Here is a 24,283-nt window from a genome sequence, read left to right as displayed (position 1 = left end):
GTGAGGACCAGCACCAGACCGAAGCCCAGGCCAAGCTTGAGGTTGACGCTGATGTTACCGAACCAGCTGTTCATCGAATGCTCCGCAATAAAATGATGGTGATGTGCTGGGCGATAGTTGTTTTTGAGGCCAGCCTGAAGGTGTGGGTGTTTATCGGCGGGGGGGCAGCATTCTGAAGTGGGATGCGCCGAGGTCCGATGAACGGGCCTCGGTGCGACAACCGCTGGCGTCAGTTGAGTTGCTTCATACCCATGCCCCTGGGCACGGGTGCTTCCAGGGCGGACGTCAATTGCGACAGATAGATGAAACGCTGCGCTTTCATGAAGTCCCATCGATCAACGAAAAACTGGCCTTGCTCGTCAATCTGAATCGGTGTTGTGACGATCTCCCCTGTATTGGAGTGGTGCACGAGCAGAGTCTGCGTGCTTGAAGGGCGCTCGATCAGAAAATGCCCTTTGAGGCGCAGGCGCGTGCGGTCCGGCACGGGGGCGGCAGGTTGTGCGCGCAGGCGTGAACTGGCGACTTCGATCTTGAAGTCGCTGCGCAGGGCCAGCCCGCCGGAAATGTCTGCCCTTTCCCACGTGTTGCGGTGCAGCGAGCGCGCCTGGCTGGGGACGACGTCGCGCACATGCAGGCTCACCGCATCCTGCATTTGCGCAATGCCTGGCACCAGACGATGCAGGTCGGTGTGGCCGCTGCCCATGAACGCCACCCATTTGTGGGCGCCTTGTGCGAGTTGGTCGGCGTTGATCACGTGATGGGCGAAGTAGCTGAAGAGGGTGAAGCGACCGTCAAGGCCTCGAATGCCTTTGACATGGTAGCTGGCGGCGCAATCCAGCGCCCGGATACGCAAGCCGTATTTGTTCGCTGCGATCAGCACATTGGTGTAGGTATTGGTGCCTGTGTACTCGAACATATGACCCTTGTCCTGCACGCGCAGGTAGGCTCGAAGGTTTCTCGGCATCTGGGTGGTGCGGTGGAACGTATCCAGGTCGGCCTGGTGCAGGTCGGTGAACAGGTGTTCCACGTACAGCGTTTTCACGCCTTGGTCGCGCAGCAGCTCCATGTGCTTGATCAAAAATTGCTTGCTGAACTCATCAGCGTGGGATTCGCCGAGCACCAGGCCCGACCGGTGCCGATACAACGTTTCGATGAACGCTTTTTCGCTGGTGACTGAGTCGAGCATCGAAAGGGAGGAACGCGCCCCCGGCAGGTAATCGGCGAAAAACGCGTCGGCGGCGTCGTGCAGGCGCTTGCGGGTGGCGACGAAGGCGCTGAAGGCCGGGCGTCGCGGGTCATTGCCCGTGGGTCCGTAACGGGTGTCCAGGCCACGGTGGCTGTCTGCCAGTTGCATGAGGTGCAAGCGCAGTTCCGGGTCGATATCGAACTCGCTGAAGTGCGCCACAGTGGGGGCAGGGGCTGACGCGGGCGTGGCACGGGTGTAGTAGAGCGTCTGCATCGTCAGCCTGTAGTCACCACGCGACTGTGCGCCGCCGCTGGTATCGGGCCTGACGCCCAGCGCTTGCCCCGGCGCGGCGTCCTCGACCCGTAATGCCGGGGCGTTTTGCAGCGCCGCAAGCCCTGGCGTCTGTTCGTAAGTGCCAAGGCGCGTGTGATCCACCAGCGCAATCCAGCCTTCATCGGGGTGACTGGCGCGTGTGTGCTCAATGGCCGTGTGCGAGTAAACGTTACGCAGTTTGCTGCTGCGCGGGATCAGGCGCGGCTCGCTGCCAAGGTTCAGTACATGCTCCAGATGGTAGGAGCATGCTGCGTCCAGGCCATCGATCTTGATGTTCAGACGCTGTGTCTCATCCAGCAGTTTTTTGTAGCTGAACGGTGCATTCGGTGCAAACCCCAGTGCCTGATCCACCTGCTCAAGGTGTTGCTCCAGCCGTCGCAAGGCCTGGGCTTTATTGCCGGCAGCGGTGTTGTTGAGAATATTCAGTTTGCGTTGGAACAGGTCGCGGGGCAGGTTCTCGATGTACAACCGCTTGAGCCCCAGTTCGACGAGTGTCGGCAGTTGCTCGATCAACAACTGTTTGCTCGCAATGGAGTCGTTGACGGCCCCTATGATCAAGCGTCTTTGGCCACCAAAGAGAGCCTTGAGCAGGTCGCTGTGGGTGGCATCGACCGCCAGTTCGGGCAGCGCCGACCTGGGTACGGGTGGTTGCAGGGCCTGGTAGAACGCGTCAGCGCTGCGGGTCAACGCTTCGACGTTGCGGGTATAGGCGTCCCGCAGTGGGGCGGCCTGTAAAAACGCGCTGTGTCGGGCGCTGTCGCCGAAGCCGGCGCCTCTGTCCGAGAGTGTTTTGCCAAAGTCCGGTTCGAGCATCGCACGAAAGTTGCGGGCGGGCTCAGGGGCTATCTCGAACACGGTAAGGGGGCTGCTCTCATCGGGCTGTAACGGTTCATATTTCCTGCCGCCGCCCGGGACACTGAAGCGCACCCACTGGCCGTCGGCTGTGCGATAGACCAGGCGCGCAGTGGAGTGCAACTGGCCAGAAAGTGGGTCACGGCGGTAAAGCACATACTGGCCCCTGGCATCCGGAGCCGATGGGGCCCAATAGTGCTGCCCCTGGAACAGCACGGGTTGCATGTTTTGCGCGGGGGTCGCATCGAGATGCTTGAGCGCGTCCGCGTCGATGGCCTGCTCGCCCGTCTTGATGGACGGGCGCACCGCAGTCGAGCGGGCGAGACCCTTGAGTGCCGGGCGAAAATCGAACAGCACGGCGCCCCCCAGGTTGGCCAGGTAGCCGATGTAGTGTTGCAAGGCGCTGTCCTTGTCGCCTTGCCGGTAGGCGCTAAGGGCGAGCATCGCATCCTTGAACGCCAGCAACCCGCCCAGGCTGAGGCTGAGCACCGGGAAGGGCGCGGTGGCGATGGCGGTCACCCATTCGACACAGGTCCAGAGTAGGCCGGTGATCATTTGCGTGCGATTGATGGTCGTGGCGTGGACGTCGTCGATCTTGCGCTGCAGGCTCATGTTGTAGCACTCGCGGTGCAGGTCGATCAGTGGCGTGACGTGGTCGATCACATCATGGCGTGCGGGGCTGGGTGTGGTGCGGTTGATCGTGTCGGGCAGGCCTTCGCGTGCTGCCTGCAGAAATGCCCTGATGCGGGGCTGGGACTGTACGGCAACCCGTTCGCAGAAATACTCCTGCATGCCCTCGATTTTTTTCAGCAAGTAGTTGAACAACTTCGCTTCGCGAAAGCCGATACCGTCCGGCGCATTCGGGGTGTAGAGCAAGACCGGGTCGTCGTCGTGACTGAACAGGTAGTTGCCGATGACCCACTCGCCGTCGATGCACAGACGATGCACCTTGTAAGTCGTGCGCGTTGAACTGGCGCTCTGCGCCAGGCTGTCGATTGCCCGCTCCAGCCAGGCCAGGTCGACGCTGGCGATGTGGCCTTGCAGGCGCGCTTCCAGGGCTGCGGCTTGCATCTGTAGCTGCACAATCGCCAGCGTGGCATTGCGCCGGGCGGCGTAGCCAGGGTGATCGGCTTGCAGGCGCTTGCGCACTTCATCGGTGTAGCGTTCGCCGATCCAGGTACCGGTTACCGAGCGCGCAACGTTCTGTGGCGTGAGCTTGCTCAGGTCAACGCCTGGAGGCCCTCGAAAGCTGGCACTGGCGGAGAATTTTTCGTCGAGAAAACCGATCCCGTCGGCATAGCCATCACGGTACAGCCGGGTATAGGAGAGTGGCGCCGAGGGGGTGCCCAACAGTGGTTTGGGTGAGTAGGCGAACACGCTGTCGGGGTCGACGTCTTTCTGCTTGCGGCCGAGCAGGGCATTGAGGCTGAGCCTGGCGTGTGTATGCACGTAGTCGGTGAACGTCGTGAGGTTGGCTTCGGCATCGGGGCGTTGGTTGTAGGTGTGCAGCGCGCCGGCGGTATCTTCAGTCAGGCGGGTCAGGCGAGCTCTGTCGGGTGCGGTCGCCGAGCGATACCACAGCGGTGTGCCGTGTTGGTAATCGTCCACTCGTTCGGCATCGAGCAGATGCACCACCATGGCATCCAGGCAGTCGGTGTGGGCGCAGGATGGGCCGAATGTCACTTCGGCGTGTTCCTGGTCCGCGGGCTTGAAGCCGAGTCGCTTTAGGAATGCTGCCATTTTCGGGCGAAAGCGCAGAGGAACCTGCTCGATCAGGTAGTCGCTCATCGTGCGACCTTTCAGCCGAGTTCGAGTGTCCGCCCAGCCCAGGATGTGGGCCTGGCATGCCTGCACGCTGTCAAAGCCGATGAAGTGCTGGTTGCCGGGGGCTTCCGGCGTACACAGCAGCAGGCGGGCCACCTGGCCATTGGCATGTTCTGCGCGCAACACCCAGAGGTCTTTGAGCTGCGCGCCATGCAGCAGGACCGTTTGAGCCCGCAGATGGGGGTGATGGTTGGCGCGAAGCTGTTCGAAACGCTGGTGATCGGCGGCATTTAGATGACCTTGCAGCGTGGCGATGCGGGCCAGCAGTACCAGGCGCGCATCGAGCATTTCGCGCGCGGCCTGTTTGATTTCAGGGGTGCCCAGGTGTTGTTCCTGCACCACGGCGAAATCCACCCGCGGCTGCAGGTCCTGGATCAGCGTGAGCAGGCTCTGTGGCGTCAGCCCGGCATGTCGCCCCGTCAGTGCGGTGCCCGCGTAAGTCAGGGTCGTGTTGGCCAGGAATGCCGAGCCGGCCTGTTCGTCGCCACTGTGCAACCCCCGCAGGGCCAACTCAACCAGGCTGCGTGCCTGTTCATAGCGACCGACATTGGCCACCTGACGGTGGGTGAGGACATGCAGTTGGTCCGGTTCCAGGTCATGAATGTCCAGCTCATCGGCCAGGCGTTCCACCAGCGCCAGGCGTGCCAGGGCATGCGGGGTCGCGGCTGGACCGATCAGGTCGATGAATGCTTGACGCGCCTGGTTGTAGGCCTGGGCCTGCTCGCCCAGCAGTTGCCGTTGTGCGAGTGCGGCATTGCGGTACCAGTCCGGCAGGCTGTTGTACACCGCCTGTTCCAGCAGGCGCTGGGCGCGCAGGTCCAGCCGGGCAGCCAGGTCGGGGAGGGCAGCGCCGATGGCGCTGTCCAGGGCTTGCTGCAATTGGTGGGCGTTGCAGTGCCCCTCATCGGCCCGGTTCAAGGCCAGGTCAATATCGAGCCGACGCTTGTCGAGCAGCGCCTGGTAACTGTGTTCGAACAGCGGCAGGCCCTCAATGGCTTGCAACGTCAACGGCCAGATGCCGGCCACGTCGAGGTGTTGGTAATTTACGGGCAAGTGCCGCGTGAACTCTTCGCGGCCGGCTGGTTGCGCCATGAGCGTCTTCAGGCCTTGGTCAAGGTCGCGCAGCGTCTCGAACGCTTCGATGCCTCGGGAGGGACTGAACAGCAATACTGGCCCGACCTTTTCGTCGCCGCTCATGTGATCAACCCGCGGGATGGCCTGGCGAGTCAGTACGAACGCGCCGGCAAACACGACGTTCTGCGCCTGGTAGCTGAACGACAGTGCATACATACCGGGTCGCAGCGAGGGCCCCAGGGAGCAATCCTCGATCATGCGTTGATCGGCAGGCGACAGCAGCAGGTCTCGCACCTTCAGCTGCGCCTCCTGTTCCAGCGCCCTGATACCTGCGGTGTAGGTTAGAAAATGCTTGCGGCCCTGGTCGCCGACTTTGCGGGTGTCGTCCAGGTCCTGCAGTTGGGTATTCAGGTTGGTCTTGAGGCGGGCGAGCAGCGCTTTGCCGTCGATTGTCGTGAGGTCTGACTCGGTCAGTGCCTGATACAGCGTGCGTGCCTGGTTGAAGAAGTGAGTATTTGCGGTCGCCAGCGTGGTGCTGAGGTTTTCCAGTGCTATCGAGAGGGACGAACGAACGATCGGCGGTTGGCTTTGGGAGCTCAGGCCAGGGTCGATCTCGAACAGTTGATTGCGTAATTGCTCTAGCGTGGGTTGCGTCGTGCTCATCGGCATCGTCTCCAGGGTGAAGGAATGAACCTTCAGCATGGAGGGCGAAACCCACGGCCCAGCGGTAGATACGTAGGCGTTGGCCGGCCTGTACGGGGGCTCATCAGCGCCCGGTATTCTGTGCTAGTCTGCTGGCCCTTTTAGTTCTGGACGGTACCGGGGGCTCGGTATTCATGCCGGTTTTTCAGTGCCGTTCTACAGCGGAGCCTTTCATGTCCGAAGTTAACCTGTCCACCGACGAAACCCGCGTCAGCTACGGTATTGGCCGTCAACTGGGCGACCAACTGCGCGACAACCCGCCACCGGGCGTGAGCCTGGACGCGATCCTGGCCGGCCTGACCGACGCCTTCGCGGGCAAGCCAAGCCGTGTTGACCAGGAACAAATGGCTGCCAGCTTCAAGGTCATCCGCGAAATCATGCAAGCCGAAGCGGCTGCCAAGGCTGAAGCGGCTGCTGGCGCTGGCCTGGCCTTCCTGGCTGAAAACGCCAAGCGTGATGGCATCACCACTCTGGCTTCCGGCCTGCAGTTCGAAGTACTGACTGCCGGTGAAGGCGCCAAGCCGACCCGTGAAGATCAAGTGCGTACTCACTACCACGGCACCCTGATCGACGGCACTGTGTTCGACAGCTCCTACGAGCGCGGCCAGCCTGCAGAATTCCCGGTTGGCGGCGTGATCGCCGGCTGGACCGAAGCCCTGCAACTGATGAATGCCGGCAGCAAATGGCGCCTGTACGTGCCGAGCGAACTGGCTTACGGCGCTCAAGGCGTTGGCAGCATTCCGCCGCACAGCGTGCTGGTGTTTGACGTCGAGCTGCTCGACGTTCTGTAAGACCTGTTTTTGATTACCTGTAGGAGCGAGCTTGCTCGCGAAAAACGTCAACGATAACGCAGCGTGTTTGGATTAACGCAGCGGTTTCAAGTTCTTCGCGAGCAAGCTCGCTCCTACAGTGTTTTGCGTGGTGGCTCATGGATGGAACTTGCCATGCAGCTCCGTGGCCGGGCGCAACGCTCGGGCATAGCAGAACAGAAACAGATTGCGCACCACTTCCTTCAGCACCCCGGGTTCACTTGAACTCAGCCCGTTGACGTCCAGGTCGCCCTGGTCCTGCAGTTCATTCAGCGCTTCTTCTTCCAGCACCGCACAGACTTCACCGGTTTCCCGGTGCAGGATCCGCAGGTAAGGGTGTGGGCGATCCAGCCAGGCATCTATCAAATAAGTCATGGTCGTTCTCCTTGATGGGTTCAATGAGAATAATTCTTATTCGTAGAATAGCAAGTGCCTATTGGCGGTTTCTGGTTTTTTCTGTGTGGCGAGTGCGGGGGGATCAAACGAGAGGGCGAAACGCCATCCCGCGGCGGGCGCGGGATGGAGGCAGCAGGTTCAGACTTTGCGCACGAACTCGGACTTGAGCTTCATCGGGCCGATACCGTCGATCTTGCAATCGATATCGTGGTCGCCGTCGCACAGGCGGATGTTCTTGACCTTGGTGCCGACCTTGACCACCAGGGAGGTGCCCTTGACCTTGAGGTCCTTGATCACCGTAATGGTGTCGCCGTCCTGCAGCACATTGCCCACAGAATCTTTCTTCACGCTTTCATCACTGGCCGCTTCGGGCTCGCCACTGGCAGACCATTCGTGGGCGCATTCCGGGCAGACCAGCTGGGCGCCGTCTTCGTAGGTGTATTCGGAATTGCATTTCGGGCAGGGTGGCAACGTGCTCACTAAAGCTCCTTGGGAGTCAGGGATGGCTAAAAGTCGCACATTATATAGGGTTTTGTGGTCTTGCACGTTGTATGGGATCCAAATATGGGAGGGGGCAAGCCCCCTGCCACATTGGTTCGCGTCGTTTTAGTGAGTGCGGGCGACCGCAAACTCACTCAGCTCAACCAGGGCGTCCCGGTATTCGCTGGCCGGCAGCGCTTCCAGGCACTTGATCGCACGGGCCACGTAGTCACGCGCCAGCTGCGCGGTGTAGTCCAGGGAGCCCGAGGCCTCGACGGCTTCGCGGATGCTCTCCAGGTCTTCGATCCCGCCTTTCTGGATCGCCTTGCGCACCAGGGCCGCCTGTTCTGGCGTACCTTCGCGCATGGTGTAGATCAAAGGCAGCGTCGGCTTGCCTTCGGCCAGGTCGTCACCGACGTTCTTGCCCAGGGTCTCCGCGTCGCCCTTGTAGTCGAGCAGGTCGTCCACCAGTTGGAACGCCACGCCCAGGTGATCGCCAAAGGTGCGCAGGGCCTCGGCCTGTTCGGCGGTGGCACCGCACAGCGCAGCGGCACTGTGGGTGGAGGCTTCGAAGAGCATCGCGGTCTTGCCGCGAATCACTTCCATGTAGGTTTCTTCGGTGGTGCTGGCGTCGCGTACCTTCGACAGTTGCAACACTTCGCCTTCAGCGATGATGCGCGTGGCCTGTGAAAGGATCTTCATCACGGGCATCGAGCCCAGTTCGACCATCATTTCGAACGAGCGCGAGTACAGGAAATCGCCGACCAACACGCTGGGCGCGTTGCCCCACATGGCATTGGCGGTCTCGCGGCCACGGCGCATGCCGGACATGTCGACCACGTCGTCGTGCAGCAGGGTCGCGGTGTGCAGGAATTCGATGGTGGCGGCCAGCAGGCGCAGGTCGTCGCCCTCACGGCCCAAGGCCTTGCCGCACAGCAACACTAATAAAGGACGCAGGCGCTTGCCGCCCGCCGAGGTAATATAGTCGCCAATTTTGGAGACCAACGGCACTTTGGACGTCAATTGCTGCTTGATGATGCCGTCGACGGCGCTAAAATCGTCCGCTACCGCGCGGTAGAAAGCTTGGGGTTGCATCAGCGACAGTCGCTCCAGAAGGGTTGCGCGGCATGCTAGGACCCTGACCCCCGGGTGTCAAGGCACGATGGGCGGCCACTTGCAACGTGCCAAAGCCTTGCGTACAATCGCGCACCCTGAACTTCCTGGGCAGCACCTGCCTTACGCAATTGCATTCGGGACGTCCATCCCATGCAGCCATGCCAGCCAATACCTTTTCTTATAAAGCGCTGGGTGAGCAGGATTATCGGAGAAATACCATGTCGTATGCAGTAATTGTTACTGGTGGCAAGCAATACAAAGTCGCCCCAGGTGAATACCTGAAGATCGAAAAACTGGAAATCGCTACCGGCGAATCCGTTACTTTTGATCGCGTTCTGTTGGTCGCCAATGGCGATGACGTGAACATCGGCGCTCCAGTTGTTGCTGGCGCTACCGTTGTGGCTGAAGTGATCTCCCAAGGTCGTCACGATAAAGTCCGCATCATCAAGTTCCGTCGTCGTAAGCACCACATGAAGCGTATGGGCCACCGCCAGTGGTACACCGAGATCAAAATCACCGGTATTCAGGCTTAATTTCAGCCTAATTCCTCACTAGGAGAATTGACTCATGGCACACAAAAAAGCTGGTGGTAGTACCCGTAACGGTCGCGATTCAGAAGCCAAACGCCTTGGCGTCAAGATGTATGGCGGCCAGAAAATCATTCCGGGCAACATCATCGTGCGTCAGCGCGGCACCCAATTCCACGCCGGTTACGGTGTAGGCATGGGTAAAGATCACACCCTCTTCGCGAAAATCGAAGGCGTGATCAAGTTTGAAGTAAAAGGCGCGTTCAACCGCCGTTACGTGAGCGTTGTCGCAGCTTAATTGCGAGATCGCTGGAAAAGCCCTGTCTTGCGACGGGGCTTTTTCGTTTGTGGGGTGAGTCTCTTGCAAAGCTGTTTGTGATGGGCTCCAGCGTGGATTTGCGGTCGCTGATTGAGGTCGCTACGCTCATTTTTGCAAGAGTCTTATGTCTTGGTTTTTTAAGCTCGTCCGTGCGGCGAGAGGCGTTTTGTTATGAAGTTCGTTGATGAAGTTTCCATCCGAGTAAAAGCAGGCGACGGCGGTAACGGTTGCATGAGTTTCCGTCGCGAAAAATTCATCGAAAACGGTGGCCCCAACGGCGGTGACGGCGGTGACGGCGGTTCCATCTACATGATGGCCGACGAAAACCTCAACACCCTGGTGGACTACCGTTACACCCGGCACTTCGATGCCGAGCGTGGCTCCAACGGCGGCAGCACCGACTGCACCGGCAAAAAAGGCGAAGACCTGGTACTGCGCGTACCGGTCGGCACCACCATTATCGACTCCGCTACTCAGGAAGTGATTGGTGACCTGACCAAGGCCGGCCAGAAACTGATGGTTGTGCAGGGCGGCTGGCACGGTCTGGGTAACACCCGATTCAAGTCCAGTACCAACCGTGCACCGCGCCAGACCACGCCAGGCAAGCCGGGCGAGCAGCGTGATCTCAAGTTGGAAATGAAAGTACTGGCTGACGTCGGCCTGCTGGGCCTGCCGAACGCCGGCAAAAGTACCTTTATCCGCTCGGTCTCGGCCGCCAAGCCGAAAGTCGCCGACTACCCGTTCACCACCCTGGTGCCGAACCTGGGTGTGGTCAGCGTTGACCGCTGGAAAAGCTTCGTGATCGCCGACATTCCCGGCCTGATCGAAGGTGCTTCCGACGGCGCAGGCCTGGGCATTCGCTTCCTCAAGCACTTGTCCCGTACCCGTTTGCTGCTGCACCTCGTCGACATGGCGCCACTGGATGAAACCAGCGCACCGGACGCCGCCGAAGTGATCGTCAGCGAGCTGACCAAGTTCAGCCCGTCCCTGGCCGAACGTGATCGCTGGCTGGTGCTGAACAAGTGCGACCAGATCCTCGAAGAAGAGCACGAGGAGCGCGTCAAGGAAATCGTCGAGCGCCTGGAGTGGGAAGGTCCGGTCTACGTGATCTCGGCCATCGCCAAAGAAGGCACCGAGCGCCTGACCCGCGACATCATGCGCTACCTGGAAGACCGCGCCGACCGCCTGGCGGCCGACCCGGTGTTCAAGGCCGAACTGGCCGAACTCGACCAGCGCATCGAAGACGAAGCCCGCGCCCAGCTGCAGGCTCTGGACGACCAGCGTGCCCTGCGCCGCAGCGGCGTGAAGTCGGTCCATGACATCGGCGACGACGATTGGGACGAAGAAGACGTGGATGATGAAGACGGTCCGGAAATCATTTACGTGCGCGACTGATTCGTTGCAGTAAACTTGAACGCCGCTCCTTTTGGAGCGGCGTTTTAGTATCCGGGTTTAACGTTATGGGCCGCGCTGGGTCGCGCAGCCCTCAATCTAAGGTTGAAGATGATGCGGAGCAAAGTGACAGGTGCGCAGCGCTGGGTCGTAAAGATCGGCAGTGCGTTGCTGACGGCAGATGGCAAGGGGCTCGATCGCGCAGCCATGAGCGTTTGGGTGGAGCAGATGGTGGCCTTGCATGAGGCCGGTGTGGAGCTGGTGTTGGTGTCGTCCGGGGCGGTTGCCGCCGGGATGAGCCGCCTCGGCTGGACCGCGCGACCCAGCGCGATGCATGAGCTGCAAGCCGCCGCCGCCATCGGCCAGATGGGCCTGGTGCAAGCCTGGGAGTCCAGCTTTGCCGAGCACGGCCGCCACACGGCGCAGATCCTGCTGACCCACGACGACCTGTCCGACCGCAAGCGCTACCTCAACGCCCGCAGCACCTTGCGCGCGCTGGTCGAGCTGAAAGTCATCCCGGTGATCAATGAAAACGACACGGTGGTCACCGACGAAATCCGCTTCGGCGACAACGACACCCTGGCCGCCCTGGTGGCCAACCTGGTGGAAGCCGACCTGCTGGTGATCCTCACCGACCGCGACGGCATGTTCGATGCCGACCCCCGCAACAACCCCGACGCCCAGTTGATCTACGAAGCGCGCGCCGACGACCCGGCGCTGGATGCCGTGGCCGGCAGTGTCGGCGGTGCCCTGGGCCGTGGCGGCATGCAGACCAAGCTGCGTGCGGCGCGTCTGGCTGCACGTTCCGGTGCCCACACCATCATCGTCGGCGGGCGCATCGAGCGCGTGCTGGACCGTCTCAAGGCGGGCGAGCGTATCGGTACGTTGCTGTCGCCTGAGCGCGGCATGCTCGCGGCGCGCAAGCAGTGGCTGGCCGGCCATCTGCAAACCCGCGGCACGCTGGTGCTGGACGCGGGCGCCGTGTCGGCGTTGTCTCAAGGCAACAAGAGCCTGCTGCCGGTGGGCGTCAAGTTGGTGCAGGGCAGTTTCCGCCGTGGTGAGATGGTGGTGTGCGTCGCGCCCGACGGTCGCGAGATCGCCCGTGGCCTGGCCAATTACAGCGCCCTGGAAGCACAGAAGATCATCGGCCAGTCGTCTGATGCGATTGTGAGTCTGTTGGGTTACATGGCGGAGCCCGAATTGGTGCACCGCGACAACCTGATTCTGGTTTAACCAAAGGAATACACGATGCGCGTAATGAAGGGTTTGCTCGGCCTGTTGTTGGCCATGCCGTTGTTGGCCTCGGCCGAAGAAGTCGGCCAAGTGTCGACGGTCTTCAAGTTCGTCGGCCCCAACGACCGGATCGTCGTCGAGGCCTTCGATGACCCCAAGGTCGACGGTGTGACCTGCTACCTGTCCCGCGCCAAGACGGGCGGCGTCAAAGGTGGCCTGGGCCTGGCCGAAGACCGCGCCGAAGCCTCGATTGCCTGCCGCCAAGTGGGCCCGATCCACTTCAAGGGTGAGCTCAAGGATGGCGACGAAGTGTTCAAGGAACGCACGTCCCTGGTGTTCAAGACCATGCAGGTGGTGCGCTTCCTCGACAAGAAGCGCAACACGCTGGTTTACCTGGTGTACAGCGACCGCCTGATCGAAGGCAGCCCGCAGAACGCCGTGACCGCGATCCCGATTTTGCCCTGGCCGACCGCTCAGTAACCGGCGGGCGAGTTTTGCAATCGGCGTCTATGATTGCAGGCTTGTGGCCTGTAATCTCGAACAGCCGCTTTGCTAAGAACATGGGAAATCTGGAGTTCGTCATGAGTGCTTTCCACGACCTGAAACTCAAAGCTTTGGACGGACACGAGCTGCCGCTGGCGCCTTTCAAGGGGCATGTTGTGCTGGTGGTCAATGTCGCCTCCAAGTGTGGCCTGACCCCGCAATATGCGGCCCTGGAAAACCTCTACCAGCAATTCAAGGACCAGGGGTTTACCGTGCTCGGCCTGCCTTGTAACCAGTTTGCCGGGCAGGAACCGGGTTCCGAGGATGAGATCCGCGAGTTCTGCAGCCTTAACTACGGCGTGACCTTCCCTTTGGGAGGCAAGCTCGACGTGAACGGCCCGGACCGTCACCAGCTCTACCGCCTGCTGGCGGGCGAGGGCGCCGAGTTTCCTGGGGACATCACCTGGAATTTCGAGAAATTCCTGCTGGGCAAGGATGGCCGTGTGCTTGCGCGTTTCTCGCCCCGCACGGCGCCGGATGACCCCACCATTGTCCAGGCCATCGAAAAAGCCCTGAGCTGAAAACAGCTCCCGTGTAGGCGCGAGCTTGCTCGCGAAAAACCTGAGAGCGCCGCATTCCTCCAGAATGCCCGCGTTATCGTTGGTCACTTTCGCGAGCAAGCCCGCCCCACATTTAACCGGTCGCTTTTATCTCTTGATCATTCAAATCAATAGTGCTGTTAAGTCCTCTGAGCGACCAATATTATCCACGTCATAAACCCGCCTTACGTGGAGCACACCCATGCCTGTCCAAGCCTTGTTCAAACCCTTCCAGCTCGGTGCACTGCAATTGTCGACCCGCGTAGTCATGGCACCCATGACCCGCTCGTTCTCGCCGGGCGGCGTGCCCAATTCCAAAGTTATCGAATACTACCGCCGTCGCGCCGCCGCCGGTGTGGGCTTGATCATTACCGAAGGCACCGTGGTCGGCCACCAGGCTTCCAACGGCTATCCCAACGTTCCGCACTTCTACGGTGAAGCGGCCCTGGCCGGCTGGAAGAAGGTTGTCGATGCCGTGCATGCCGAGGGCGGCAAGATCGTCCCCCAGCTGTGGCACGTGGGCAGCGTTCGCCGTATCGGCACCGAGCCGGATGCCAGCGTGCCGGCCTACGGCCCGATGGAAAAGCTCAAGGACGGCAACGTGGTCGTGCACGGCATGACCCATCAAGACATCAAGGACGTGATCAACGCCTTCGCCCAGGCCGCCAAGGATGCCCAAGCCATCGGTATGGACGGCGTTGAAATCCACGGTGCCCACGGCTATCTGGTGGACCAGTTTTTCTGGGAAGGCAGCAACCAGCGCACTGACGAATACGGCGGCAGCCTGGCCAACCGCTCGCGTTTCGCCATTGAATTGATCCAGGCGACCCGCGCTGCCGTGGGCCCGGACTTCCCGATCATCTTCCGTTTCTCACAGTGGAAGCAGCAGGACTACACCGCGCGCCTGGTAAACACCTCCGAGGCGCTGGGTGAATTCCTCAAGCCGTTGTCCGACGCCGGCGTGGATATTTTCCACTGCTCCACTCGCCGTTTCTGGGAGCCGGAGTTTGAAGGTTCCGACCTCAACCTGGCCGGGTGGACTCGGCAGCTCACCGGCAAACCGACCATCACCGTGGGCAGCGTCGGGCTGGATGGCGAGTTCCTGCAGTTCATGGTCAACACCGATAAAGTCGCGCAACCGGCCAGCCTGGAAAACCTGCTGGAGCGCTTGAACAACGACGAGTTCGACCTGGTCGCCGTGGGCCGAGCCCTGCTGGTGGATCCGGAGTGGGCGGTTAAAGTGCGTGACGGCCGTGAGGGTGACATCCTGCCGTTCAGCCGAGAGGCGTTGACGAGCCTTGTATAAGGCAGGCTTGGAGCCCCGGATCGCCGTGTCCGGGGCCCCGCCTGTGTCGAGGAAGGCTTAAAAGGTGAGATGAGAAGGGTTTTGAGGGTAGTGTCCGGATGGAGGCAAGTTCGGATTGTTTTTCTGTTGTTCTAGAAATTTGGCCTCTTCGTCAGGTGTGGAGGCTCTGAAATTATCGGCTTGGAACCGGTTGTCCACGTTTGGAACCAGACCGGAGGCACTCGAGCAGTTGGTTTGCATAAGACGTTATTTCCTTGGGTAAAAAGTGCTTTGCACTTCCCTTCACGGGCCGACTGAACTGTCAGGACAAAACCGTACAGGTCCCTTTGAGTGTCTCTGAGCGGTAGTCAGGTCCAACTGGACGTTTACCAGACATGTCTCCCGCCCCATGCCCCGATGTGTTCAGATCAACCGGGACTGCTTGTCCGCCACAGGCTCGTCTTCGCAGGCACCCCGTAACTGTTGCTCGAATTGCTCGATGATCGCGGGCCAACCTTGGCGGCTGGCATGTTGGCGGGCATTCAAGCGGGCCCTGCGTAGATGCTCGCGCTCCTCCAGTAGCCAGTTGGCTGCATCGCAAAACGCAGCCTCATCCCCAGGCATCGCCAGCACGCCGCTGTAGCCATGGCGGATATGCTGGGTCGCGGCGGCCTGATCGTAAGCGACCACGCCGAGCCCTGACGCCATGGCCTCCAACACCACATTGCCGAAGGTTTCGGTGAGGCTGGGAAACAGGAACACGTCGCCTGATGCGTAGTGTCGCGCCAGTTCCTCACCCCGCTGGGTGCCGCAGAAGATGGCTTCGGGCAGGTCGCGCTCCAGCGCCGCGCGCTGTGGCCCATCCCCTACAATCACCAGTTGCAGCCGACGCTGTGGATAAGTGGCGCGCAAGGCGTCAAAGCTGCGCTTGAGCATCCCCAAATTCTTTTCCTGAGCCAGACGGCCTACGTGCAACACGGCAATATCGTCATTGCCCAGGCCCCAACGCTCACGCAGCGTGTTGTCGCGCCTCGCGGGGTGGAACAACTGGCTGTCAACGCCGCGCGCCAGCATGCCCAAACGCTCGAAATGCCTGCGCTCCAGCTCCAGGCGTTGGCTCACGCTGGGCACCAGCGTCAGGGTGGAGCGGTTGTGAAACCAGCGCAGGTAATGGGTGACCATCCGGCTCAGCAGGCTCAGGCCGTACTGGTTCGAATACTGCTGGAAATTGGTGTGGAAGCCGCTGACCACACTTATCCCCAGGCGCCGCGCCGCGCGCAGGGCGGACAAGCCCAGCGGGCCTTCGGTGGCGATGTACAGCACGTCCGGGCGCTGCCGGGTCCAGCGCCGCAGCAATTTGTGCATCGACGATTGGCCCCATTGCAGGCCCGGGTAGCCCGGCAGCGGCCAGCCGCGGCACAGCAGCAATTCGTCGTCGCTGGTGCGGCTCTGGTCAGCGTTCTGGCGCGGGCGCACCAATTCGACCTGATGGCCGCGCGCGCGCAAGCCGTCGCAGAGGCGGCCGAGGGTATTGGCCACCCCGTTGATTTCTGGCGGGAAGGTTTCGGTGATCAGGGTGATGTGAAGCGAGGCTGTCGTCATGACCCACAGTCTCGCTGTGGGCCATGTCGTCATTGTGTCACTGGCATGATGGATTTATGACGGAGTCAGGGTTTCGGCCCCTTGTTCGCGCACCCAGAACAACGTGGCACCGGCCACTGCCGCCGGCATCATCAGCAGGTTGACCACCGGCACCAGCAGCACCAGGTAAACGATGCCGCCGAAGCTCATGCTCTGCCAGCGTTTCTGGCGCAGCCAGGCGAGCATTTCGTTCCAGCCCAGCTTGTGGTTATCCGCCGGGTAGTCGATGTACTGGATCGCCATCATCCACACGCCAAACAACAGCCACAACGGCGCCGCAATCAGGTTGACCACCGGAATGAACGAAAGGATGAACAGCCCGATGGCCCGTGGCAGGAAGTAACCGAGCTTGCGCATTTCCCGCGCCAGGGTCCGCGGTACCATGGCGAACAATTCGCCCCAGCTGAAGGCCGGGAAGTCATCGGTGCCGCGCACCACCACTTCGACTTTCTCCGCAAGAAAACCGTTGAACGGCGCCGCGATGATATTGGCCAGCATGGTGAAGGTGAAAAACACCATCAGCACCACCAGCACCACAAACAGCGGCCACAGCAGGTAATTCAGAAAGCTCAGCCAGTTCGGCAATGTAGGCATCAGATGGTCGACCCACAGGCTGAACTGATGGCCGGCAAAGTAGATCAAGACGACGAACAGCACCACGTTGACCGCCAGCGGCAGCAGCACGAACAGGCGCAGGCCGGGGCTCAACACCAGTTTGAGACCTTCGCGCAGGTATTGCGGGCCAGAAAGAGCAGGGGCGGGCATGGAAAACTCCGGGCATAGGGGACGAACGCGCCGACCTTACCGGCTTTGCCTCTTGGGCGAAAGCTGCGACATTTGCGGTAACAAAGCGGTCGATCAGTCGGCTCAACTGCATAGAGACCGCCTATGAGCTGGATTGTTATTGCGTATTTCCTTAATCTTGCCCCCCTCTATACGCTGCACCCATTATTTTCAGGGCCTGCGAGTTCAAGCCTTCCCCAAGTGCTTCGTGGTCCCTTTTTTATTCCAGCCGCCTTGTTGTCCGGGCGGTCGACAGGAGTGAGTCATGTCTGATACCCGTCATTCGCGAGTGATTATTCTCGGTTCCGGCCCTGCCGGTTACAGCGCTGCCGTCTACGCTGCCCGGGCCAACCTCAAGCCGCTGCTGATCACCGGCATGCAGGCGGGCGGTCAGTTGACCACCACCACTGAAGTCGACAACTGGCCGGGCGACGTCCACGGCCTGACCGGCCCGGTGCTGATGGAGCGTATGAAAGAACACGCCGAGCGCTTTGAAACCGAGATCGTCTTTGACCACATCAACCAGGTCGACTTCTCCAAGAAGCCTTACAGCCTGACCGGTGACAGTGGCGTTTACACCTGCGACGCACTGATCATCGCCACTGGCGCCAGCGCGCGTTACCTGGGCCTGCCGTCGGAAGAAGCGTTCATGGGCAAGGGCGTTTCGGCCTGCGCGACCTGCGACGGCTTCTTCTACCGCAACAAGCCAGTGGCTGTGGTCGGTGGCGGCAACACCGCCGTCGAAGAAGCGCTGTACCTGGCCAACATCGCCAGCACCGTGACTCTGGTTCACCGCCGCGAGACCTTCCGCGCCGAGAAGATCCTGATCGACAAGCTCCACGCCCGGGTGGCTGAAGGCAAGATCATCCTCAAGCTCAATGCCACCCTGGACGAAGTCCTGGGCGACAACATGGGCGTGACCGGTGCGCGCCTGAAGAACAACGACGGCAGCTTCGACGAGCTGAAAGTCGACGGCGTGTTCATCGCCATCGGCCACACGCCAAACACGTCGTTGTTCGAAGGCGTGCTGGAAGCCAAAGATGGCTACCTGGTGGTGCAGGGCGGCCGTGAAGGCAACGCGACTGCGACCAACATCGAAGGTATCTTCGCTGCCGGTGACGTGGCTGACCACGTTTACCGCCAGGCCATCACCTCGGCCGGCGCCGGCTGCATGGCGGCCCTGGATGCCGAGCGTTACCTCGACGGCCTGCAGAACGCTTCGTTCTAAGTAACACCGCAAAACAAATGTGGGAGTGGGCTTGCCCCCTCCCACATTTGGTTCTACGTCTGACTCAGGATTTGCGGGCCAGCGGCTGTGCAGTGAACTTCACGCCGGCCAAACCGTGTGCAATCAGCGCCCGGATGTTGCCATGGTCGCTACCCTCTGGCGTCGCCACCACCGAGCGGTAATGCTCCCCAAACGCCAACAGCGCTTCCTGATCGCTCAATCCTTCCAGCAGCGCCAGACCGAGGGTCTTGCACGATCCTTCGTTCTGCCCGGCTGCGTTTTCCACATCGCCATTGCTGAAGGCTTGCGGCTGGTAGTCGTAACCGGCGGCCACGAAGGCCAGCGTGTCGGCAAACACATGTTCGCCGCTGTTGAGGCTGGTACGCAGGGTGTTCAGGTCAGTCATGGGTTTTTCCTTTGGCGAACGCGGCCTGTTGGTCGGCGCTGGCTTCTTTCTGGTATTGGGCTTTCCACTCGGTGTACGGCATGCCGTACACCACTTCACGGGCGTCATCGAGGCTCAGCTCGATGTGGCGCTCGTCGGCCTCGGCCTTGTACCACTTGGACAAGCAGTTACGGCAGAAGCCCGAGAGGTTCATCAGGTCGATGTTCTGCACATCCTTGCGGCTGTCCAGGTGCGCCACCAGCCGGCGGAAGGCGGCGGCTTCAAGTTCGAGGCGTTGTTGGTCGTTCATAGGGCTCACTGAAAATCCAGGTTTAGCGGCTGGCCGCCAGGGTAATTGAAACTGATTCGGCAAAACGCAGTGCGTGGGGCTTGTCCACTTCGACCTCGGCGTACAGCACCGATTCATTGCTCATCACCAGGTCCAGCAGCTCCTGGGTCAGGCGCTCCAGCAGGGCAAAGCGATTGCCTTCCACATGGGCAATGATGGCCTTGGTGATGGTGCGGTAGTTCAGCGCGTGGTCGATGTCGTTGTCGCGCACGGCTTCCTGGGCGGCATACAGGATGGTCAGGTTGATCAGCACGTCCTGCTTGTTGAGGATCTCATCCTCATTGATGCCGATATAGGTGCGCAGGCACAGGTCCTTGACCCGGATGCGCGCCATGCCTGGTTGAAGTTGTGGCATTGCTACTTGCTCCGTCCAATCAGTTGCAGGAACTCCATGCGCGTGGTGTTCGATTCGCGGAACGCGCCGAGCATCACCGAGGTGTTCATGGTTGAATTCTGTTTTTCCACGCCGCGCATCATCATGCACATGTGGCGGGCCTCGATCACCACCGCCACGCCGGCGGCCTGGGTCACGCTCTGGATGGCGTCGGCGATTTGCCGCGTGAGGTTTTCCTGGATCTGCAGGCGCCGCGCATACATATCGACGATGCGTGCCAGCTTCGACAGGCCCAGCACCTTGCCGGTGGGAATATAGGCCACATGGGCCTTGCCGATAAAGGGCAGCAGGTGATGCTCGCACAGCGAGTACAGCTCGATGTCCTTGAGGATCACCATCTCGTCATTGTCGGAGGTAAACAGCGCGCCGTTGACGATGTCTTCCAGGTTTTGCTCATAGCCATGACACAGGTACTGCATTGCCTTGGCGGCGCGCTTGGGGGTGTCTAGCAACCCTTCGCGCTCCGGGTTTTCGCCCAGGCCTTTGAGGATCTCGCGGTAGTGGTGGGGCAGGGTCATACAACATCCTCACAAACGGCTTACTTGATATGCCGCCCGCCGTTGACGGTCAGGGTGGTACCGGTCACATAGGGGTTGTCCAGCAGGTAGCGCACGCTCTGGTAGATCACCTCGGGCCCGGGCTCGATGCCCAGTGCCGACTTGGCCAGCACCTTGGCGCGGTAGGTGGCATCGTCGCCTTCGTTGAACATCACCATCGCCGGTGCGATGCCGTTGACCTTGATCAGCGGCGCAAACTGCGCGGCAAACGACAACGTCAGGCTGTCGAGCCCTGCCTTGGTGGCGCAGTAGGCGATGTGCTGGCGGCTGCCTTTGCGCACCACGTCATCGCTGATGTGCACGATGTCGGCGGGCGTCGAGCGTTGCAGCAAGGGTGAACAATGCAGGTTGATCAGATACGGCGCAAGCATGTGCACGCTGAACATATCGGTAAAAGCGTGGCTTTCGTCGTCGGGCGTTTCCGCGATCCAGGCCGAAGCGTTGTGGATGATCGCGCGCAGGCTTTGGGTGTGGGTGTGCAGCTGCGCGATAAACGCCAGGATGCCGGCTTCGCTGGAGAAGTCGGCAAACAGGCCGATGGCGCCCTGTTCGCGCAGGGCCTGTACGCCGGGGCGCTCGCTGCGATACGTGAAAATCACCCGGTGGCCGTCGTCCAGCAAACGCTGGGCGCAATGCAGGCCGACGCGCTGGCCGGCGCCGGTGATCAGGATCGGGGCGTCAGGTGCAATCATGGGGGGCTCGATTCGCTGGCAGGTTCAAATCATACCAGCGAGCGGCCCCCCTGTACTCATGCGGCCGCTTCAGTGGCCTTGCGGGGTGCGGGCGCAGGATGCAGCCAATTGGCCAGCAGGTGCGTCGACAGCGGGATGAACAGGTACACCATCAGCGGCGTGAGCGCCAGGGTGCTGACCATGACGCGCGGCACCAGCTCCAGCTCGCCGAGCAGCGGGCCCAGTACAAAGTTGAAAATCAACGACACCGGGAAAAATGCCAGCCAGATCGCCACCGCCTGTTTCCAGCGCGGCGGGCGTGCACCCACCGCACCGAACCAGCCATCGATGCCTTGCACGCGGTGCTCGGACGGGTCGGCAAACAGTTCGCTGCCACGGCTCAGCCAGGCACTGCGGGAGGCGGAAAACTCCCACGCATGCAGGGTCTGCTCATCGGCAAAGCGGAAAATAATCTGGAATTCATCATCGTTGGGCGGCGGGGCGAGTACGCCTGAGCCCAGGTAGCCGGGAAAGTCCGTGGCCAGCTGTTCGCCTTCGCGCAGCCAGGCCATCAACTCTTCGTAGCGCCCTTTGGCCACGCGGCGCGCAACCATCAAGGTGACGGGGGAGGTAGACATTGTGTATCTCCAAATGTACGGGTGCGCTGGACCGGGTAGGCGGCGCACGTGCGAGGCTGCGGGGTGTTGCAGCGACGCAGAAAAAACAGGCAAGGATTATTCCTGTTTCAACGAAATACGCCAGATACTTTTATCGGATAGCTGTGCAACTTGAATCGATCCACCGAATAAGCGTTAAATAAGGTCCAATCGACACGGACGTTTTTGACCTCTGATGCCCGAAACTCTTGCTCCTCAGCGTGAAGTTGCCGCTGCCTCCCTGCGCCCGGCCGATGATCTGTTTCCGATCCGCGAAGTCGCTCGGCTGACCGGTGTCAACCCGGTTACCCTGCGTGCCTGGGAGCGCCGCTATGGTCTTATTCAGCCAACGCGCACCGAAAGCGGGCACCGGCTGTATTCGAGCACCGACATCGACACCGTGCACCGCATACTCGACTGGATCGAACGCGGCGTGGCGGTCAGCAAGGTGGGCAAGATCCTTTCCCGCGAAAACCGCCACGGCGCGTCTTCATCCGGCGTAGCGGTTGAGGATGAGTGGGCGCAGTGGCAAACCCAGCTGCGCATGGCCGTCAACGCCTTCGATGATCGCCAGTTGGACCGGATCTACGCGCAGGTGTTGTCTGCGTACCCGCTCGTGGTGGTGTTTCAAGACATTCTCATGCCGCTGTGGCAGCAATTGTTGCGGCACCAGGGAAGCTTTGGCCAAGCCAGCGAATGGCTATTTTTCGACAGCTTCATGCGGGCACGCACCGCACAACGCTTGCAGATGGCATCCCCGCCATCACTGCCACGCGTGCTGTTGGCGGCCATTGCGGGGGAGTGCCGTGAGTTGGAGCTGCTGGTGGCGGGTCTGTTGATCGCGGGCGAAAAGCTCACCGTGAAGATACTCGGCGTGGGCCAGCCCTTCGACGAACTGACACTGGTCTGCGAGAAAACTCGGCCCGAGGCGCTGGTGTTGTTTTCCAATCGCGCGCCCACCAGCGAACTGCCGCTGCGGCTCAAGCGACTGGCGTTGACGCTCGACTGCCCGCTGCTTTTTGCAGGCGATGCTTCGGAACTGGCGGAAGAGAAACTGGCAGGCTCGCCCATCGGTTGCCTGGGCAATGAAGGGCGCCTGATGCAGAGCCGCTTGCAGCAATTCCTGTGCGGCAGTCTGGATACCTGACCTCAGGTGTGAACTTCGGGGTGCACCAATCGATGCTGGTGCAGGATGAACTGGCGCAAGCGCTCGGTTTCGTCCGCATCGCTCTGGCTCAACCTGTAGGCAAACAGGCCGCGCGCCGTCTCGCGCTCGAACGTCCCGCGCACCGCGATGCGCTCGTAGCCTGAAGGGCTGAACCACAACGAAAAGGTCTTCGGCGGTTTGACCCGGCCGCGAATTTCCACCAGCAACCCTTTGAACGACACTTCGTGCACCCATAACGCGCTGGTGTGGCCCTTGACGTTCTCCAATGCCACCGGCATTTCAAGCGCCAGGCGCCACGGGCGGATCATCGGCCCGTCTTCGAAAATCGTCGGGACACCCAGACGAAGGTGCACGGCATGGAATTCATCTTCAACCAGGTGCAGGGGGAAGGTCAGTTTCTGATTATCGAAGTTGGCCTGGATGGTCACATGATCATGGGCCGCCAACCGTGTGAGCAAATCACGGATCTGCGCGCCACCATTGACGGTCAGGCTCGAGGATGCATCCCGCAGGTTGAGCTGGGGGTTATGGTGCATCATCTGGATGAAATCCAGTTCGTCCTGGGTCAAGAGTGCGTCGCGTTGCATGCGGCTTGCTCGTCGAGTAGGTGTTAAAACGCCATTATCCCCCTAAAGACCGTTTTTCCTAAATTTTGTTAGATCCGCTCGTCGCCTTGAGCACGGCCAACTGCGCCTTGAGCTCAGCGACCTGGGTTTCCAATTGGGCCACGCGTTGCTGTGCCTTGACCTGAACGCTCACATCTTTTTGCACGCCGACGAAGTAGGTCTGTTTGTCGGCGGGGTTGTAGACGGTCGATAACGACAGCTCATTCCAGAACGGCGTGCCGTCCTTGCGATAATTGCGCAGGGTTTCACGGCAACTGCCGCCATTGCTCAGTGCGTCGCGAATGGCAATCAGCGCTGGCTGGTCGCGGTCGCCGGATTGCAGGAAACGGCAATCCTGGTAAAGCACTTCATCGCGGGTGTAGCCGGTCAGGCGCTCGAACGCCGGGTTGACGTAGATCAGCGGGAGGTCCTTGTCTTCGCGTTCTGCGATGACAATGCCGTCGTTGGAGGCATCGATGACTATTTGCAACAGTTGAGCGTTGATCATTGCAGGGGTTTGCCCATCCATTGGAGTTGTCGCAAGTCTAAGTCAATGTGCTGATCTGTCCATGTGACTGCGAGGTTTTTTCGTATGGCAGGGCGCAGCTGCTAAAATCCCACGCTTTCACTCAACTACAGGATCAGATTGATGAAAGTCGCCATCCTTTCCGGCTCGGTCTACGGCACGGCTGAAGAAGTTGCCCGTCATGCCGCCGGTATCCTCAACGCCGCCGGTTTCGAGGCCTGGCACAACCCCCGCGCCACCTTGGCGGACGTGCAGACCTTCGCGCCGGATGCCTTCCTGGCAGTGACCTCCACCACCGGCATGGGCGAATTGCCCGACAATCTGCAACCCCTGTATTCGAGCATTCGCGACCAGTTGCCGGCCGCCTGGCGCGGGCTGCCGGGTGCCGTGATCGGCCTGGGCGACGCCAGCTATGGCGACACCTTCTGCGGGGGCGGCGAGCAGTTGCGTGAGCTGTTCGGCGAGTTGGGGGTGCGTGAAGTGCTGCCGATGCTGCGCCTGGATGCCAGTGAAAGCGTCACCCCGGAAGCCGACGCCGAGCCGTGGCTGGCCGAGCTGGTCACCGCACTGCGCGGTTGACCGGAAACGTGCCCGACAACGCCTGCTCAGTCCGATCGCCGCGTCTTTATTGGCGGCGCTTCTCTGACGCTGTTTGCACAGACTTGAACTATTCTTGAAGCTGACTCGCAAGGCCATCAGGCTGGCTGCCA

The 24,283-nt window shown here is 60.9% G+C and carries 25 protein-coding genes; 11 read left to right on the top strand and 14 right to left on the bottom strand.

The genetic code is table 11. The features are described 5' to 3' along the window. Nucleotides 1–229: 229 nt before the first annotated feature. Nucleotides 230–5,932: a membrane-targeted effector domain-containing toxin gene (locus CQ041_RS21110; RefSeq protein WP_105524263.1), complete on the bottom strand. Its 5,703-nt coding sequence runs from the start codon at nucleotides 5,930–5,932 to the stop codon at nucleotides 230–232. 212 nt (nucleotides 5,933–6,144) lie between these two features. On the opposite strand from CQ041_RS21110, the gene CQ041_RS21105 reads away from it, so the two are divergent. Continuing rightward, nucleotides 6,145–6,762 carry an FKBP-type peptidyl-prolyl cis-trans isomerase gene (locus CQ041_RS21105; protein WP_105524262.1) on the top strand — a complete coding sequence of 206 codons (618 nt, stop codon included), beginning with the start codon at nucleotides 6,145–6,147 and terminating at the stop codon, nucleotides 6,760–6,762. Between the two features lie 135 nt (nucleotides 6,763–6,897). Here the strand turns inward: CQ041_RS21105 and CQ041_RS21100 are convergent, their stop codons facing one another. The 3 genes from CQ041_RS21100 to CQ041_RS21090 form a co-directional block, all read right to left on the bottom strand. Next, nucleotides 6,898–7,155 carry a hypothetical protein gene (locus CQ041_RS21100; RefSeq protein WP_017735021.1) on the bottom strand — a complete coding sequence of 86 codons (258 nt, stop codon included), beginning with the start codon at nucleotides 7,153–7,155 and terminating at the stop codon, nucleotides 6,898–6,900. A gap of 159 nt (nucleotides 7,156–7,314) precedes the next feature. Continuing rightward, nucleotides 7,315–7,656: a zinc ribbon domain-containing protein YjdM gene (locus tag CQ041_RS21095; RefSeq protein ID WP_105524261.1), complete on the bottom strand. Its 342-nt coding sequence runs from the start codon at nucleotides 7,654–7,656 to the stop codon at nucleotides 7,315–7,317. A gap of 126 nt (nucleotides 7,657–7,782) precedes the next feature. After that, complete coding sequence (locus tag CQ041_RS21090) at nucleotides 7,783–8,751, bottom strand: polyprenyl synthetase family protein (protein WP_105524260.1); 969 nt, start codon at nucleotides 8,749–8,751, stop codon at nucleotides 7,783–7,785. Nucleotides 8,752–8,990: 239 nt separating this feature from the next. On the opposite strand from CQ041_RS21090, the gene rplU reads away from it, so the two are divergent. From rplU to CQ041_RS21055, 7 genes are all read left to right on the top strand, one after another. Then, nucleotides 8,991–9,305, top strand: a complete 315-nt coding sequence (gene rplU / locus CQ041_RS21085) for a 50S ribosomal protein L21 (RefSeq protein WP_003176051.1) — start codon at nucleotides 8,991–8,993, stop codon at nucleotides 9,303–9,305. A gap of 34 nt (nucleotides 9,306–9,339) precedes the next feature. Next, a complete protein-coding gene (rpmA, locus tag CQ041_RS21080) occupies nucleotides 9,340–9,597 on the top strand; it encodes a 50S ribosomal protein L27 (RefSeq protein ID WP_003176049.1) in 258 nt (85 codons plus the stop codon). A 192-nt stretch (nucleotides 9,598–9,789) separates the two neighbouring features. Beyond that, nucleotides 9,790–11,013 carry an Obg family GTPase CgtA gene (gene cgtA, locus CQ041_RS21075; RefSeq protein ID WP_105524259.1) on the top strand — a complete coding sequence of 408 codons (1,224 nt, stop codon included), beginning with the start codon at nucleotides 9,790–9,792 and terminating at the stop codon, nucleotides 11,011–11,013. 111 nt (nucleotides 11,014–11,124) lie between these two features. Continuing rightward, the gene (gene proB, locus CQ041_RS21070; RefSeq protein WP_105524258.1) at nucleotides 11,125–12,243 is read left to right on the top strand and encodes a glutamate 5-kinase; all 1,119 of its coding nucleotides are present in this window, start codon (nucleotides 11,125–11,127) and stop codon (nucleotides 12,241–12,243) included. Between the two features lie 15 nt (nucleotides 12,244–12,258). Beyond that, on the top strand, nucleotides 12,259–12,723 hold the full coding sequence (locus CQ041_RS21065; RefSeq protein WP_003194082.1) for a CreA family protein: 465 nt from the start codon (nucleotides 12,259–12,261) through the stop codon (nucleotides 12,721–12,723). Between the two features lie 101 nt (nucleotides 12,724–12,824). Beyond that, nucleotides 12,825–13,307, top strand: coding sequence for a glutathione peroxidase (locus CQ041_RS21060; RefSeq protein ID WP_105524257.1), 483 nt, complete (start codon nucleotides 12,825–12,827; stop codon nucleotides 13,305–13,307). Between the two features lie 220 nt (nucleotides 13,308–13,527). Next, the gene (locus tag CQ041_RS21055) at nucleotides 13,528–14,631 is read left to right on the top strand and encodes an NADH:flavin oxidoreductase (RefSeq protein ID WP_105524256.1); all 1,104 of its coding nucleotides are present in this window, start codon (nucleotides 13,528–13,530) and stop codon (nucleotides 14,629–14,631) included. A gap of 402 nt (nucleotides 14,632–15,033) precedes the next feature. Here the strand turns inward: CQ041_RS21055 and CQ041_RS21050 are convergent, their stop codons facing one another. Both CQ041_RS21050 and cysZ read right to left on the bottom strand, forming a co-directional pair. After that, nucleotides 15,034–16,212 carry a glycosyltransferase family 1 protein gene (locus tag CQ041_RS21050; RefSeq protein ID WP_105524255.1) on the bottom strand — a complete coding sequence of 393 codons (1,179 nt, stop codon included), beginning with the start codon at nucleotides 16,210–16,212 and terminating at the stop codon, nucleotides 15,034–15,036. Between the two features lie 54 nt (nucleotides 16,213–16,266). Beyond that, a complete protein-coding gene (gene cysZ / locus CQ041_RS21045) occupies nucleotides 16,267–17,016 on the bottom strand; it encodes a sulfate transporter CysZ (RefSeq protein ID WP_105524254.1) in 750 nt (249 codons plus the stop codon). A gap of 283 nt (nucleotides 17,017–17,299) precedes the next feature. Here cysZ and trxB point away from each other — a divergent pair, with 283 nt between their 5' ends. Beyond that, on the top strand, nucleotides 17,300–18,262 hold the full coding sequence (gene trxB, locus CQ041_RS21040; RefSeq protein ID WP_016976180.1) for a thioredoxin-disulfide reductase: 963 nt from the start codon (nucleotides 17,300–17,302) through the stop codon (nucleotides 18,260–18,262). A 64-nt stretch (nucleotides 18,263–18,326) separates the two neighbouring features. Here the strand turns inward: trxB and CQ041_RS21035 are convergent, their stop codons facing one another. The 6 genes from CQ041_RS21035 to CQ041_RS21010 are packed head-to-tail and all read right to left on the bottom strand — an operon-like array spanning nucleotide 18,327 to nucleotide 21,256. Beyond that, a complete protein-coding gene (locus CQ041_RS21035) occupies nucleotides 18,327–18,668 on the bottom strand; it encodes a HopJ type III effector protein (RefSeq protein ID WP_163001991.1) in 342 nt (113 codons plus the stop codon). Beyond that, entirely contained in the window at nucleotides 18,661–18,957 is a 297-nt protein-coding gene (locus CQ041_RS21030; RefSeq protein ID WP_122427509.1) for a DUF1244 domain-containing protein, read from the bottom strand. Before CQ041_RS21030 ends, CQ041_RS21035 begins: the two co-directional genes overlap by 8 nt. Nucleotides 18,958–18,979: 22 nt before the next feature. Continuing rightward, nucleotides 18,980–19,351 (bottom strand): dihydroneopterin triphosphate 2'-epimerase, encoded by a 372-nt coding sequence (gene folX / locus CQ041_RS21025; protein WP_003176029.1) that lies wholly within the window; start codon nucleotides 19,349–19,351, stop codon nucleotides 18,980–18,982. Between the two features lie 2 nt (nucleotides 19,352–19,353). Next, nucleotides 19,354–19,908: a GTP cyclohydrolase I FolE gene (gene folE / locus CQ041_RS21020; RefSeq protein WP_105524251.1), complete on the bottom strand. Its 555-nt coding sequence runs from the start codon at nucleotides 19,906–19,908 to the stop codon at nucleotides 19,354–19,356. A 20-nt stretch (nucleotides 19,909–19,928) separates the two neighbouring features. After that, a complete protein-coding gene (gene folM / locus CQ041_RS21015) occupies nucleotides 19,929–20,639 on the bottom strand; it encodes a dihydromonapterin reductase (protein ID WP_105524250.1) in 711 nt (236 codons plus the stop codon). 56 nt (nucleotides 20,640–20,695) lie between these two features. After that, complete coding sequence (locus CQ041_RS21010; RefSeq protein WP_105524249.1) at nucleotides 20,696–21,256, bottom strand: antibiotic biosynthesis monooxygenase; 561 nt, start codon at nucleotides 21,254–21,256, stop codon at nucleotides 20,696–20,698. A 214-nt stretch (nucleotides 21,257–21,470) separates the two neighbouring features. Here CQ041_RS21010 and CQ041_RS21005 point away from each other — a divergent pair, with 214 nt between their 5' ends. Continuing rightward, nucleotides 21,471–22,421 (top strand): MerR family transcriptional regulator, encoded by a 951-nt coding sequence (locus CQ041_RS21005; RefSeq protein ID WP_105524248.1) that lies wholly within the window; start codon nucleotides 21,471–21,473, stop codon nucleotides 22,419–22,421. A 2-nt stretch (nucleotides 22,422–22,423) separates the two neighbouring features. On the opposite strand, the gene CQ041_RS21000 is transcribed toward CQ041_RS21005, so the two are convergent. Next, nucleotides 22,424–23,029 (bottom strand): hypothetical protein, encoded by a 606-nt coding sequence (locus CQ041_RS21000; protein WP_105524247.1) that lies wholly within the window; start codon nucleotides 23,027–23,029, stop codon nucleotides 22,424–22,426. Nucleotides 23,030–23,087: 58 nt separating this feature from the next. Beyond that, nucleotides 23,088–23,555 carry a PAS domain-containing protein gene (locus tag CQ041_RS20995; protein WP_105524246.1) on the bottom strand — a complete coding sequence of 156 codons (468 nt, stop codon included), beginning with the start codon at nucleotides 23,553–23,555 and terminating at the stop codon, nucleotides 23,088–23,090. Between the two features lie 141 nt (nucleotides 23,556–23,696). Between CQ041_RS20995 and CQ041_RS20990 the strand changes: the two genes are divergently transcribed. Further along, complete coding sequence (locus CQ041_RS20990) at nucleotides 23,697–24,152, top strand: flavodoxin (RefSeq protein ID WP_105524245.1); 456 nt, start codon at nucleotides 23,697–23,699, stop codon at nucleotides 24,150–24,152. Nucleotides 24,153–24,283: the final 131 nt, after the last annotated feature.

Origin of the sequence: Pseudomonas sp. MYb60 (assembly GCF_002979555.1) — a bacterium.
Classification (GTDB): domain Bacteria; phylum Pseudomonadota; class Gammaproteobacteria; order Pseudomonadales; family Pseudomonadaceae; genus Aquipseudomonas.
Note: the sequence above shows the minus strand (reverse complement) of the source record. Positions and strands in the feature narration are given on the sequence as shown.